The organism is Nocardia nova, assembly GCF_002933465.1.
GTDB lineage: Bacteria > Actinomycetota > Actinomycetes > Mycobacteriales > Mycobacteriaceae > Nocardia > Nocardia nova_B.
Map to the genome: position 1 here is coordinate 95,365 of NZ_PSZE01000003.1, position 13,737 is coordinate 109,101.

A 13,737-nucleotide genomic window follows, 5' to 3' on the forward strand; every position below is an offset into this window, starting at 1 on the left:
GTATGGACGACGCAATCGGCGTCCAGGGCGAGGATTTCGTCCATCGAGGTCCTCGCCGCGACTCCCACTGGCGCCGGCCCGGCCAGTTCGCCGACATCCCGGCCGTGCTTGTGCGGACTGAACACCTTGACCTCCGACCACCTCGACGTCCCGCGATTCGTGCGCGGTCCGCAGCGCCCGCCCACCCATATCCCCGGCCCCCGGATCGCGAGCCGATACGGATGCTCCACAACCGCCTCCTTGCCTTAGGTGACCTGTCTAACACGGTGAGACACTTCTCGCATCACTTTCTTACGAGTCGCGTAGCCGCCGGTCATACCGCGTTCGCTGCCGGTGAACAGGGGGGTTGGAACAACGCGGCACACCCTGTAGTTGAGTAGGTAACGCTCAACCCTGGAGGCGAAGAAACACAGGATCCGGGGCATGCTTTGGAAGGGGCTGAATCTGTGAGTACTCCACAGCGTCTGCCTGTGCTGTTTCTGACCGATCCGGTCGTGTTGCCGGGCATGGTCGTCCCCATCGAGCTCGACGAATCGGCACAGGCCGCCATCGACGCCGCACGGGCCGCGAAGTCGGATTCCGTGTTGCTCGCACCGCGTCTGGACGAGGGCTATGCCGTCTACGGTGTGATCGCGACCATCGAGCAGGTCGGCCGCATGCGCGGCGGCGCCGCTGCCGCGGTGTTGAAGGCCGAGCAGCGCGCGAAGATCGGGCACGGCGTCACCGGTCCGGGCGCCGCACTGTGGGTGGAGGCCGAACCGGTCGACACACCCGCACCCGATGCGCACACGAAGGAGCTGGCCGCCGAATACAAGCAGCTGGTCGTCTCGGTCCTGCAGCGTCGTGAGGCCTGGCAGGTCATCGATGTGGTCAACCAGCTGACCGACCCGTCGGCCCTGGCCGATACCGCCGGCTACGCGCCGTATCTGACCGCGGAGCAGAAGCGCGAACTGCTCGGCACTCCCGACGTCGCTGAGCGCCTGACCCGGTTGATCGGGTGGACCAAGGACCACATCGCCGAGGTCGAGGTCACCGAGAAGATCAGTGAGGATGTGCGCGAGGGCGTCGAGAAGTCGCAGCGGGAATTCCTGCTGCGCCAGCAGCTCAACGCGATCCGCAAGGAACTGGGCGAGGGCGAGCCCGACGGCGCGGACGACTACCGCACCCGGGTGGAGACCGCCGAACTGCCCGACAACGTCCGCGAGGCCGCGCTGCGCGAGGTCGACCGGCTCGAGCGCAGCAGCGATCAGAGTCCGGAATCGGGCTGGATCCGCACCTGGCTGGATACCGTTCTGGACCTGCCGTGGTCGGTGAAAACCACCGACAGCACCGATGTTTCGGCTGCTCGCGCAGTGCTGGACGCCGATCACCACGGGCTGGAAGAGGTGAAGGACCGCATGGTCGAATACCTCGCCGTGCGCGCCCGCCGGGCCGCGCGTGGTCTGGAGGTCGTCGGCGGTCGCGGCTCCGGCGCCGTGATGGTGCTGGCCGGACCTCCCGGTGTCGGTAAGACCTCGCTCGGCGAGAGCGTGGCGCGGGCTCTGGGCCGCAAGTTCGTACGCGTCGCCCTGGGCGGTGTGCGCGACGAGGCCGAGATCCGTGGTCACCGGCGGACCTACGTCGGTGCCCTGCCCGGCCGGATCGTGCGTGCCATCAAGGAGGCGGGTTCGATGAATCCCGTCGTCCTGCTGGACGAGATCGACAAGGTCGGCTCGGACTTCCGGGGCGATCCGGCGGCCGCGCTGCTCGAGGTGCTGGATCCGGCGCAGAACCACACCTTCCGCGACCACTACCTGGATCTGGACCTGGATCTGTCCGATGTGCTGTTCATCGCGACCGCGAATGTTATGGAGACCATTCCCGGCCCGCTGCTGGACCGCATGGAACTGATCACCGTCGACGGGTACACCGAGGACGACAAGGTGGCCATCGCCCGCGACTTCCTGGTGCCGCGGCAGCTGGAACGGAATGCGCTGACCCCTGAGGAGGTGTCGTTCACCGACGAGGCGCTGCGGGAGATCGCCGCCAACTACACCCGGGAAGCCGGTGTGCGTCAGCTGGAGCGACTGCTCGCGAAGGCGTTGCGCAAGGCGGCGACTCGGCTGTCACAGGACGCGTTCGGTGCGGAGACGGTTGCGGCGGACGGTGATTCGGATGCCACGGTGATCGATCTGGGCTACGACCCTGCGCTCGGTTACGGTGAAAAGCCCGATGTGGCAGCAGGTTCCGAGCCGTTGGTGATCGGTCTGGGCGATCTGAAGGATTACCTGGGCCGTCCGCGCTTCACCCCCGATTCGGTGGAACGCACCTCGGTCCCCGGTGTGGCGACCGGCCTGGCCGTCACGGGTGCCGGTGGCGACGTCCTCTACATCGAGGCCAATGCCGCCGAGGGCGAACGCTCACTGACCCTGACCGGCCAGCTGGGTGATGTCATGAAGGAATCCGCGCAGATCGCACTGACCTATGTGCGCTCGCACCTGGAAGAGATCGGCATCGAGCCGAAGGTGCTGGATCGCAATATCCACATCCACTTCCCGGCGGGTGCGGTGCCCAAGGACGGTCCGTCGGCGGGCGTCACCATGGTCACCGCCCTGGTGTCGCTGGCCCTGGGCCGGCAGGTCCGCGCGGACGTCGGCATGACCGGCGAGGTCACGCTGAACGGCCGGGTCCTGCCGATCGGCGGCGTGAAGCAGAAGCTGCTGGCTGCCCAGCGTGCCGGTTTGAAGACGGTCTTCATCCCGGCCCGCAACGAGCCGGACCTGGACGAAGTCCCGGCCGAGGTGCTCGCCGCACTGGATGTCCGCCCCGTCGCCGACGTGGCCGACATCCTGGCCTACGCCATCGAACCGGTCGCCGAGCCGGCCTACGAGGCGTTCGCGGCCAGCGCCTGATCCGGACGACCGGTTGTCATGAGTCGAGAGGCCGTTCACCCGTCGGGGTGAAGGGCCTCTCGCCGTATTTCGGCCTGCCTCTTGCTGGGCCCGGTCACCGGCGCGGGCGGCGCAGCAACCAGGCCCAGAAGGAGCGGCGAGGCGGTTTCGGGTAGTGGGCGCGTATCGAGCCGGAGGTGATCGAGCCGTCGACGCGCAGGGTCGGACAGCCGGGCAGCGACGGGTCGGTCACCCGGTTCTTCGCGCTCCCGCTGACGAAGGACAACCGGTCCAGATCCACCTGCCAGCCGTGTGGCACCGTCAATCGCAGGCTGCCGGAGGCGATTCCGACGTGCAGGTCCACGACGGCGTGCGGGCAGATCGCCTGCGTGAAGTCCAGGCGCACCGATCCGGAGGTGGCGGAGACGGTGATCTCGGCGGGCACGATCCACTGACCGTCCTTGCGCAGCGAACCACTGACGGTGCTCAACATCAGGGGTTCGCGCGCGGCGGCCACCGGCAGATCGGCGGTGACCGCGACGAGCTCCTCGCGGGTGTTCGCCGCGTAGGCCACGGCCAGGCGCCGGTCGAGTTCGGCGAGATCGAGTGAACCGTCGTTCAAAGCCAGTCGCAGCAGTCGCTCCACCTGTGCGCGTTCGTGATCGGTGATGCGGACCGCGGGCGCCGGGTCGTGGCGGGCGATGTCCGGGCTGCGGTCCTGGGGTTCGGTCATCGGCACATCCTCTTGGTCGTGATGCCGAAATCCTACGGTCGATCCGTCGATCGGAACATCCGCCCGGCGCGGCCGAGATCCGGCGCAACGCCCTCTGCCCGCGAGTGTGTCCCTACTGCCCCGGTGAGTTGCTGCCGTGCTTACGCACTACCGTCCTCGGCCCCCGAACCGTTGCCGGGCAACGCGCGTTCCACCACCCGCACGGTGCCCTGCGCCACCGCGCACAGCGTGCTGGAATCATCGCTGTCGCAATAGATCTCGCAGCGAGTGACGGCTTGGCGGCGCGTGGCGTCGGTGACCGTGGCCCGGGCACGGAGCCGGCCACAGCGGGCGGGCCGCAGATAGGTGACGGTGAAGCCGCCGGTCAGCACATTCGGGCCGAGGGCGGATCCGGCGGCGAAGGTGAGCGCGTTGTCGGCCAGATAGGCGAGCACGCCGCCGTGCACGAAACCGAACTGCTGTGCGTGCTCGGGAGCCACCTCGACCACCAATGTGGCTGCCCCGCCCGCGAATTCGGTGATCTCGGTACCGACGTGCTGCGCGAACGGCTGCGCGGCCAGCACCGCGCGAGCCTGTTCGAACGTGAGTTTTTCCGACGATTGACCAGCGTCTCCATCGCCGCCGGAGCGTCCCGCATCGGTCGCCGTGTCGGTTGCGGTCGAAGTGGCCGCTTCGCCGCCGAGGTCGCCGTGCGGACGCGCGGTCAGGCCGTCGGTCCGGGTCGCAGGTTTCATGGTCACGTCCTTTGCTGTCGAAGCCGTGGTCATCCGTCGCCGCGCAGCGACTTCCAGGCCGCCGCTGCCAGTTCCGGCGCGACATCGGTCGGCGCGGTCCGGATGCCGCCCCCGAGCCACTGTCGGGAATACTCCTGCGCCGGCCCCAGCCACAGCGCGTACAGCACGTCGAATTCCAGTTCGCGCACCGCGCCGTAGCGGGCATGGGTGCGCCACCAGCGCGCGACCGACGTGAGGAATTCGCGGTTGCTGTCGCTGTCGCGTACTCCCGGTGGCCTAGGTGAGATGAGAATCGTTGCGCGGTATCGGTTGTCGGTCACCCACCGCAGATGCTCGACGACTCCAGCGGTCACGCCCTGCTCGGCATCGGCGCTGTCGGCGATGCTCGTCCAGAAATGCCGCTGGTAGTCGGCCAGCGCGTTGGCCCACACCTGCCGGTACAGATCGGCCTTGTCCGGGAAGTGGTGGTAGAGCGCACCGACGCTGGCACCGGCGTCGGCCCTGATCCGGCTCAGCGTCGCGTCGAGCGCCCCGTGCTCGGCGAACTGCCGCTCGGCCGCGAACAGCAACCGATCCCGAATCTTCATGACCAGAATTTAGTTCTGTTCTCGAGCGAGCGCAAGGACGCTACCTGCGAAGTCCCCCCGGCTGTCGGTGCCGTGCGGTAAGAACGGACTCGTGGCCAGGTGGCTGTTGCACGTCGACCTCGACCAATTCCAGGCGGCGGTGGAGTTCCGCCGCCATCCCGAGCTGCGTGGGCAGCCGGTGATCGTCGGCGGCAACGGCGACCCGAACGAACCGCGCAAGGTGGTTACGTGTGCGTCGTATCCGGCGCGGGCCTTCGGCGTGCGGGCCGGAATGCCGCTGCGCACCGCCGTCCGCAAATGTCCGGACGGAGTATTCCTGCCCTTGGACATGACCACCTACGAGGAGGCCTCCGACGAGGTCATGGAGGTGCTGCGGAGCTTCCCGGTGCGGGTCGAAGTACTGGGCTGGGACGAGGCCTTCCTCGCCGCCGACACCGACGATCCCGAACAGCTCGCTCGCGAAATCCGCAGTGCGATAGTGGAATTGAACCTAACCTGTTCGATAGGTATCGGCGACAACAAATTGCGAGCGAAACTGGCGACCGGATTCGCGAAGAGCGTCGGCAAAGGCACGGCCGCGAAGGGCCCGAACAGCACGGCCGCGAAAGAAATTGTGGGGCAGGAGCACTCGCATGTCGAGGCAGCGATGGCCCCCCGGATCGCCGACCCCGGTATGGGAATATTCCGGCTCACCGCCGAGAACTGGAACGAGCTCATGGCGCACCGCCCGACCAGCGCACTGTGGGGTATCGGCAATCGCATCGCGCAGCGAATGTCGGCCCTCGGCATAGACACCGTCGCCCAGCTCGCGGCCGCCGACCGGAATGTCCTGGCCGCCGAATTCGGTCCCACCACCGGTCCCTACCTCTGGGTTCTCGGCCACGGCGCCGGTGACACCGATGTGGTGACCGAGCCGCGAATCCCGGTGGGCCGCAGCAAATCCGAAACCTTCCCGCACGATCTCACCGAGCGCGAGGAGATTCGTGCGCAGGTGGCGCGGCTGGCCCGCGAGGTCGCCGAGGAGATGGCCGCGGCCGGCCGGATCGGCACGCGGGTGGGGGTTACCGTGCGTACCAACACCTTCTACACGCGCACCAAGCAGAAGAAGTTGCCCGAACCGACGATCGACGCGGAGGCGATCATCGCGGTCGCACTCGAGATCATCGACCGTTTCGAACTCGATCGGCCGGTCCGGCTGCTCGGGGTACGACTCGAACTCGTCCCGCGATAGCCGAGTCCCCGCGTTTCCGTGCCGGGATGTCGGATATGCCTCGTCGGATATGCCTCGTCGGATATGCCTCGGTGGTGGCGGCGTCGCGCGCAGTGCGGCCGTTTGTCATGCTGGGCCGGCAGACACGACCGAAAGGCAGCCCATGAGCGAGTACGAGACGATCACCTTCGAGCGGACCGGCGCGGTCGCCAGGATCACCCTGAACCGGCCGAAGGCCGCCAACGGTATCGACCACGTCCTCGGCCGGGAACTGGCCGATATCGCGGGACAGTGCGTGGACGATCCAGCGCTGAAGGTGGTCGTGCTGACCGGTGCGGGCAGGTTCTTCTCCGCCGGCGGCGACCTCAAGGCGATGGCTGCCCAGGACGGCGGCGCCGGCCACTATGTGAAGGGCCTCGCCGACGACCTGCACGAGGCCCTCTCCTCGTTCGCTCGGATGGACGCCCTGCTCGTCGTGGCGGTCAACGGTGTGGCCGCGGGCGCCGGCTTCAGCCTGGCGATGGCCGGTGATCTGGTCCTCGCGGGCGAATCGGCGGCGTTCACCATGGCCTACACCCGTGCCGGACTGAGTCCCGACGGCGGCGCCTCCTATTATCTGCCCCGTCTGATCGGCCTGCGCCGCACGCAGGAACTCATGTTCACCAACCGCACCCTGACCGCGGCCGAGGCGCTGGAGTGGAGTCTCGTGCATCGCGTGGTGCCGGATGCCGAACTCGCCTCCGCCGTGGACGAAGTGGTCGCGGAATTCGCGGCGGGGCCCCGGCATTCGAATGCCAGCGTCAAGAAGCTCCTGCTGGTGAGCTCCTCGCACACGCTCGAGGAACAGACCGCACGCGAGGCCGCGTTCATCTCCGCCTGCGCCGATTCGCCCGACGGCACCGAGGGCATCGCGGCATTCCTCGGCAAGCGCGCCCCCGTCTTCGAGTGAGGGCCTGACCCGTCGCCGCGAGCGAGCCCGGTCGTGGGCCACTAGGGTGGGGTGCCATGTTCTCCGCGCCCGGCTTCGCACGCGGGTGGGTTCCGGCGCGGTCTGCTCATCGGCCTGCCGAGGGGAACGAAGACCGCGGCGACGGAGGCCCGGACCGCTGCGGCCGTGGGAATGCTCCGCTCGGCGCCGTGGCGCAGGTCGCCTCGTCCGGCACCCGATACCGGTCGAGGGAGGTTGGCCCGGTCGGCTCGTCGGCCGCCGCGGACCACCCTGGACCGGGGCGCGCCGCGCGGCGCGGCGGATTCGTTCGCACCGGTCTGCGCGCGGTGATCCGTCGTCCCGTAATCCTGGTGGCGGTACTGCTGATCCTCGCGCAGCTCGGGCTGCGCGGCTGGGTGGCCGGGCGCGGCTATTTCTACTGGGACGACCTCATTCTGGTGGGCCGCGCCGACCGCTATCCGCTCTGGTCCGCCGACCTGCTGCTCTACGACCACGACGGCCACTTCATGCCGCTGGCCTTCGCGACCGCGTGGGTGGTGACCCGCATCGCGCCGCTGCGGTGGGACGGGCCGGTGGTGACCATGGTGCTGCTGCAGCTCGCGGCCTCGGTCGCGGTGCTGCGCATGCTGCTGGTGCTCGTTCCGCGGCGAGCCGGTGCAATCCGCTGGGCTGTGCTGATTCCGATGATCGGCTATCTGTTCTGCCCGCTGACCCTTCCGGCCTTCGCCTGGTGGGCGGCCTCGCTCAACGCGCTGCCGCTGCAGTTCGCGCTGGCCTGGGTGATAGCGGACGCGGTGCTGTTGGTGCGCACCGGACGCGGGCGCTATGCGATCTCCGGTCTGCTGGTGCTGATCGTGGGACTGTTGTTCTTCGAAAAGGCAGTGGTGGTGCCGTTCGTCGCCTTGGCCGTCGCGGTGCTGGAGCGCTACATCGCCGGCGCCCGCACCGTGGATGCGGAGTCGGATCCCGGCGAATGTCCGTCGTCCCCGCAGCCGGGTGGGCCGGCCGATTCGGGTGAGGCCGGGAGGTCCGACGGTGTCGCGCATACCGATGAGGCCGAGCCGACGGGTGATCATGCCGAACCGAGCGCTTGGGCGGCGGTTTCCGACGTGGTACGCGCGGGCGCGGCGCTGTGGGCCGGTTCGGCGTTGATCCTCGCGGGCTGGGGCGCGGCCTATCTCACCGTCGCCGACCACATCGCGGCGGACACCAGCCTGGCCGGGGCGCGGCGACTTCTCCACAGCGCCACCTCGTTGGGGATCGTCCCGACCCTGCTCGGCGGGCCGTGGGTGTGGGCGCGCTGGCTGCCGTCGACACCGTGGGCCACGCCGCCGGGGTGGACCGTCGTGCCCGCCTGGCTGATCGTCGCCGCGGTGGTACTGGTGACACTGCGGCTGCGCCGCCGCGTGTTACCGGTGTGGGTCCTGGTCGCGGGATACGTTCTGGCCGTTCAGCTTCCGATCGTGCTGATCCGCGGCGGGCCGAACACCGCCGCCGAACTCATGCAGTCGCTGCGCTATCTGGCCGATGTCGCCGTGGTGCTGGCGGCGGCGATCGGGTTGCTGCTTGCCGCCCGGCCACGGTCGGCAGGGCGGGCGCGTCGTGTGCTCGAACCGCATGCGCGCGCCGGGGGGCGACCCGAGCCGGCCGCCGCGTACACGACCGACGCGCAACCCGCCGATGCGACGGGATCGCGGGACTCGGCGACGGCGACGTCGCCTCGGCCGGTGCGGGTCGCGGTGATCGTGCTGACCGCGGCTTTCGTGGTCAGCAGCGTGTGCACGACCGTAGCGTTCGCGCGGTCGTGGGAGATATCGCCGACGCGTACCTACCTCACGAATGCCCGTGCCGCACTGGCGGATCGCCACGGTGCCCCGCTGCTGGACCAGGAGGTGCCGTGGGGAGTGCTGACGCCGATGACCTATCCGCAGAACCTCATCGCGCAGGTGCTCGGCCCGATCGCCGGCCCCGAGGCGTTCGGTGTCGCCACGCCGCAGCTGCGGATGCTCACCGACGACGGGACGCTGGTGGATGCGTCGGTGTGGTGGAACCGCCGGATTCTCGCGGGCCCCGAACCCGGCTGTGGATATCGCATCGACGGCGCCGAGCCGGTGGCGCTGTGGCTCGACGGGCCGATGCTGGACCACGGCTGGACCGCGCAGATCAACTATTTCGCCAACCGCGACGGCCGGATCACCGTGGGGCTCGAGCACGGCGACGTCGTGGTGGCGCCGGTGCGAGCAGGCGTGCACACCGTCTTCGTCCATCTCGTCGGCGGCGGTGAGATCGTGCGAATCGGCTCGCGCACACCGGGTTTGGATATGTGCGTCGGGGTAGGACCGGTGGGCGTGGCAGCATTCGGCCGCTGACTGCCATAGCCGTGGAGCATCGGTCCCCCTATGCTCGGACGCATGCAGTTCCAGGCGATGGTTGCGCATGAGACCGACGACGGCGTGGTACTGGTCCGCGAGGAGGTGGGCGAGGATTTCCTCGGGCCGGGCACGGTGACGATCAAGGTGCACTATTCGAGTGCGAACTTCAAGGACGGGCTGGCCATCACCCCGCGCGGCGGCGTGGTGCGCAATTATCCGATCATCCCCGGTATCGACTTGACCGGCGAGGTGGTCGCCTCCGAGGACGGCGACTTCACGGTGGGTGATCTCGTGATCGCGCACGGTTACGAGATCGGCGTCGCGCACCACGGCGGTTTCGCCGAGTACGCACGCGTGCCCGCCGAATGGGTGGTCAAGCTGGAGGGGCTGAGCCCGCGCGAGGCAGCGGCCCTCGGCACCGCGGGATTCACTGCGGCCATGAGTGTGCAGGCACTGCTCGACCGCGGCCTGAACCCCGGTGACGGGCCGGTGCTGGTGACCGGCGCGACCGGCGGGGTCGGCAGCGTCGCGGTGGACATCCTGTCCGGCCTCGGCTACGAGGTCACCGCCTCCACCGGGAAGACCGATGCCGACGAGCTGCTGTCCACGCTCGGTGCGGCCGCGGTGATCGGCCGTCTGCCCGAGGATCCGGATGCCAAGCCTCGTCCGCTGGGTAAGGCGCAGTGGGCCGGCGCGGTCGACAGCGTCGGCGGTAAATCGCTCGCCCACATCCTCAGCACCGTCCACTACGGCGGGTCGGTGGCGGTCAGCGGGCTGACCGGTGGGACCGAACTGCCCACCACCGTCATGCCCTTCATCCTGCGTGGGGTCAGCCTTCTCGGCATCGATTCGGTGAACTTCCCGATCGGGCAGCGGCGTGCGCTGTGGGCCCGGCTCGGTGAAGACCTGAAACCCCGGCATCTGTCGACGCTGGAGCATGTCGCGCCGATCACCGAGGCCGAGGCGGTACTGCGTGCCATCCGCGGCGGTCACCACTCCGGCCGCACCGTTCTCGCGGTGGCCGGCGAATTCTGACCGAGCGGCGGGCGCCGGACTCGGACGCCCGCTACCCGCTCGCCTCGGTTTTGGACTGATCTTTCCAAAATGTGCTAGCGCGGGTGGGACGCGTCCGGGTACGACGGAGCGCTTCGATACGGCGGAAATCGCGGGATCGTCGGCCGCCGGCGCCTCGCGGAGATCCACGGCTGCCGACGACAGTGCGGCGGTCGTTCCCGGGCAGTTGTAGGGACGGAGCCGGCGCGGAGGTGCGAACCACACCTCCGCGCTGATCCCTCAGGCTGCGGCGACTTCCGTATCGTCGGCGAACTGGGTGCGGTAGAGCTCCGCGTATCGCCCCTGTTCGGCCAGTAGCTGCGCATGGCTGCCCCGCTCGACGATGCGCCCGTCCTCGATCACCAGGATCTCGTCCGCATTCCGGATGGTCGACAGCCGGTGCGCGATGACCAGGGCGGTTCGCCCTTCCAGTGCTTCGGTCAGGGCCTCTTGCACCGCGGCCTCGGAGGTGGAATCCAGGGAGGCGGTGGCCTCGTCGAGGATGACGACCCGCGGCTGTTTGAGCAGCAGCCGGGCGATGGTCAATCGTTGGCGTTCGCCGCCGGACAGCCGGTATCCGCGTTCGCCGACCACGGTGTCCAAACCGTCGGGCAGCGCGTCGATCACCGTGCGCAACCGTGCCCGCTCCAGTGCATCCCACAGCTCCGCCTCGCTCGCCTCGGGCCGGGCGAGCAAGAGATTGGCGCGGATGCTGTCGTGGAACAGGTGGCCGTCCTGGGTGACGAGTCCGACCGTGTCCTGAATCGAGCGCGTGCTCAGCTCCCGCACGTCGACACCGTTGAGCCGGACCGCGCCCTCGTCCACGTCGTAGAGCCGCGAAACCAGTTGCGCGATGGTCGATTTGCCCGCGCCCGAGGATCCGACCAGGGCGATCATCCGCCCCGGCTCGGCATGCAGCGAAATACCGTGCAGCACCTCGCTACCGCCGCGATGGTCGAGCGTCGACACATCCTCCAGCGACGCCAGCGAGACCTTGTCGGCCGACGGATAACCGAAACTCACGCGGTCGAATTCGACCGACACCGGTCCCGCCGGAACCGCCACCGCATCCGGCGCATCCTGGATCAGCGGCTTCAGATCGAGAATTTCGAAGACCCGCTCGAAGCTCACCAGCGCCGACATGATGTCCACCCGAGCGCTGGCTAGCGCTGTCAGCGGGGTGTAGAGCCGGGTCAGCAGCAGCGAGAGCGCGACCACGGCACCGGCATCGAGTTGTCCGCGCAGGGCGTACCAGCCGCCGAGACCGTAGACCAATGCCACGGCGAGCGCGGATACCAGCGTCAACGCGGTGACGAACACCGTCTGCAGCATCGCGGTCCGCACGCCGATATCGCGTACCCGCCCGGCGCGCACCGCGAATTCCGCGGATTCCTGATCCGGGCGGCCGAACAGTTTCACCAGCGTGGCGCCGGGAGCCGAGAACCGCTCGGTCATCTGGGTGCTCATCGAGGCGTTGAGCTGAGCGGCCTCGCGCTGGATGCTCGCGATCCGGGTGCCCATCTTGCGGGCGGGAAACATGAACAGCGGCAACAGGATCAGTGCCAGCAGGGTGATCTGCCAGGACAGCCGCACCATCACCGCCACGGTCAACAGCAGGGTCACGATATTGGTGACCACGCCGGACAAGGTCGTGCTGAACGCGCGCTGGGCGCCGATCACGTCGTTGTTGAGCCGGCTGACCAGCGCCCCGGTGCGGGTGCGGGTGAAGAAGGCGACGGGCATCTTCTGTACGTGGTCGAATACCGCGGTGCGCAGATCGAGAATCAACCCCTCCCCGATCCGCGCGGACAGCCACCTGATCACGATGCCCAGGCCGGCGTCCAGCACGGCCACGAGTGCGATCACCGCCGCGAGGGTGAGGACCGAGCGTGGCGCGGCATGACCCACGATGTCGTTGACCACCCGCCCGGCCAGCACCGGATTGGCCACCGTGAGCAATGCCGACGCGATGCTGAAGACCAGGAAGCCGATGAGCTGAGCCCGATGCGGGCGCGCGAATCGCAGAATGCGCGCGGCCGTCTCCCGGCGCAGACCACGCCGCTGCTGGGGTGCGTGCGCCTGCCGGTACAGCTGACTCCACGCGACCGATTCGATGCTCATCCGCATCTCCTTCCGCTGCCGGAGTCATTCAACTCCGGGCCACCGACATTAAGACCTCAACAAAGGTTGAGAGCAAGTAGTCCCGGTTCGCCACGGGCGAAACGCGCCGGGCGACGGGCGATGTGGCGCCGCGCCCCGCCACGGTCCGTCAGCCTCCTAAGGTCGACGTCATGTCGTCGAACCACAGCATGCGAGCGGTCCAGTACCAGCGAGTGGGTGGACCCGAGGTGTTGACGCAGGTGGAGGTGCCGATTCCGGACCCCGCCGGAGAGCAGGTGCGGGTGGCGATCCGGGCCGCCGGCGTCAATCCGGCCGATTGGAAGATGCGCGCCGGTCTGATGCCCGGTCCGCCCGGATTCCCGCGTCGTCCCGGATTCGAGATCGCGGGCGTGGTCGACGCCGCCGGACCCGAGGCCCGATTCCGGCCGGGTGACGAAGTGCTGGGTTGGGCTCAGGGTGGCGGCTACGCGGAATACGCGCTGGGCACTCAACTCGTCGCCAAACCGGCCGAGCTGTCCTTCCCCGAGGCTGCGGCCGTCCCGGTCGCCGCCAATACGGCCGGTACCGGACTGGACGAACTGGCCGTGAAGTCGGGCGAGACGGTGGTGGTGAACGGCGCCTCCGGCGCGGTCGGCGCGTTCGTGGTGCAGCTGGCCCGGGCGCGCGGGGCCACGGTCGTCGGCACCGCATCGGCCGCCAACCAGGACGTCGTGCGCAGGCTGGGTGCGGTGCCGACCACTTACGGACCCGGTGTCGCCGACCGCGTGCGCGAGCTGGCGCCGCACGGCGTCGATGCGGTCTACGACTGTGCCGGTCACGGATTCCTGGACGCCGCAATCGAATTGCGGGGCGGAACCGATCGGATCATCACCATCGCCGACGGCGCCGCCGCCGACAAGGGTGTCACCTTCTTCGCCCGCACCGGCCGCCCCGCCCTCGATATCGTGGCACGCGTCGCGCAACTCGTCGCCGCGGGAGAATTCCGCCTGCCCGGTGTCGCACGTACCTACCCGCTGTCCGAGGCCGCCGCCGCGCAGCGCGACAGCGAAACCGGTCACGGACTCGGCAAAATAGTCCTGCTCCCCTAGCCGCTCCGGCGGCACGCGCC

At 68.8% G+C, this 13,737-nt stretch carries 10 protein-coding genes; 6 read left to right on the top strand and 4 right to left on the bottom strand.

What is annotated here, in order from left to right; genetic code table 11:
- Positions 1-506 precede the first annotated feature (506 nt).
- A complete protein-coding gene (gene lon / locus C5E41_RS04730) occupies positions 507-2,891 on the top strand; it encodes an endopeptidase La (RefSeq protein ID WP_439956358.1) in 2,385 nt (794 codons plus the stop codon).
- Between the two features lie 94 nt (positions 2,892-2,985).
- On the opposite strand, the gene C5E41_RS04735 is transcribed toward lon, so the two are convergent.
- The 3 genes from C5E41_RS04735 to C5E41_RS04745 form a co-directional block, all read right to left on the bottom strand.
- Positions 2,986-3,603 carry a DUF1707 SHOCT-like domain-containing protein gene (locus C5E41_RS04735; protein ID WP_146097462.1) on the bottom strand — a complete coding sequence of 206 codons (618 nt, stop codon included), beginning with the start codon at positions 3,601-3,603 and terminating at the stop codon, positions 2,986-2,988.
- Positions 3,604-3,743: 140 nt separating this feature from the next.
- Positions 3,744-4,166 carry a PaaI family thioesterase gene (locus C5E41_RS04740; RefSeq protein ID WP_258080772.1) on the bottom strand — a complete coding sequence of 141 codons (423 nt, stop codon included), beginning with the start codon at positions 4,164-4,166 and terminating at the stop codon, positions 3,744-3,746.
- Between the two features lie 200 nt (positions 4,167-4,366).
- Positions 4,367-4,924, bottom strand: a complete 558-nt coding sequence (locus tag C5E41_RS04745; RefSeq protein WP_104374618.1) for a TetR/AcrR family transcriptional regulator — start codon at positions 4,922-4,924, stop codon at positions 4,367-4,369.
- Between the two features lie 91 nt (positions 4,925-5,015).
- Here C5E41_RS04745 and C5E41_RS04750 point away from each other — a divergent pair, with 91 nt between their 5' ends.
- From C5E41_RS04750 to C5E41_RS04765, 4 genes are all read left to right on the top strand, one after another.
- The gene (locus C5E41_RS04750; protein ID WP_104374619.1) at positions 5,016-6,155 is read left to right on the top strand and encodes a DNA polymerase IV; all 1,140 of its coding nucleotides are present in this window, start codon (positions 5,016-5,018) and stop codon (positions 6,153-6,155) included.
- A gap of 142 nt (positions 6,156-6,297) precedes the next feature.
- The gene (locus tag C5E41_RS04755) at positions 6,298-7,083 is read left to right on the top strand and encodes an enoyl-CoA hydratase/isomerase family protein (protein WP_104374620.1); all 786 of its coding nucleotides are present in this window, start codon (positions 6,298-6,300) and stop codon (positions 7,081-7,083) included.
- A gap of 188 nt (positions 7,084-7,271) precedes the next feature.
- On the top strand, positions 7,272-9,452 hold the full coding sequence (locus C5E41_RS33670; RefSeq protein ID WP_181063100.1) for a hypothetical protein: 2,181 nt from the start codon (positions 7,272-7,274) through the stop codon (positions 9,450-9,452).
- A gap of 42 nt (positions 9,453-9,494) precedes the next feature.
- Positions 9,495-10,490, top strand: coding sequence for an oxidoreductase (locus C5E41_RS04765; protein WP_104374839.1), 996 nt, complete (start codon positions 9,495-9,497; stop codon positions 10,488-10,490).
- Between the two features lie 258 nt (positions 10,491-10,748).
- On the opposite strand, the gene C5E41_RS04770 is transcribed toward C5E41_RS04765, so the two are convergent.
- A complete protein-coding gene (locus C5E41_RS04770) occupies positions 10,749-12,629 on the bottom strand; it encodes an ABC transporter ATP-binding protein (protein WP_104374840.1) in 1,881 nt (626 codons plus the stop codon).
- A 188-nt stretch (positions 12,630-12,817) separates the two neighbouring features.
- On the opposite strand from C5E41_RS04770, the gene C5E41_RS04775 reads away from it, so the two are divergent.
- Positions 12,818-13,717 (top strand): NADP-dependent oxidoreductase, encoded by a 900-nt coding sequence (locus C5E41_RS04775; protein WP_104374841.1) that lies wholly within the window; start codon positions 12,818-12,820, stop codon positions 13,715-13,717.
- The last annotated feature ends 20 nt before the right edge of the window (positions 13,718-13,737 follow it).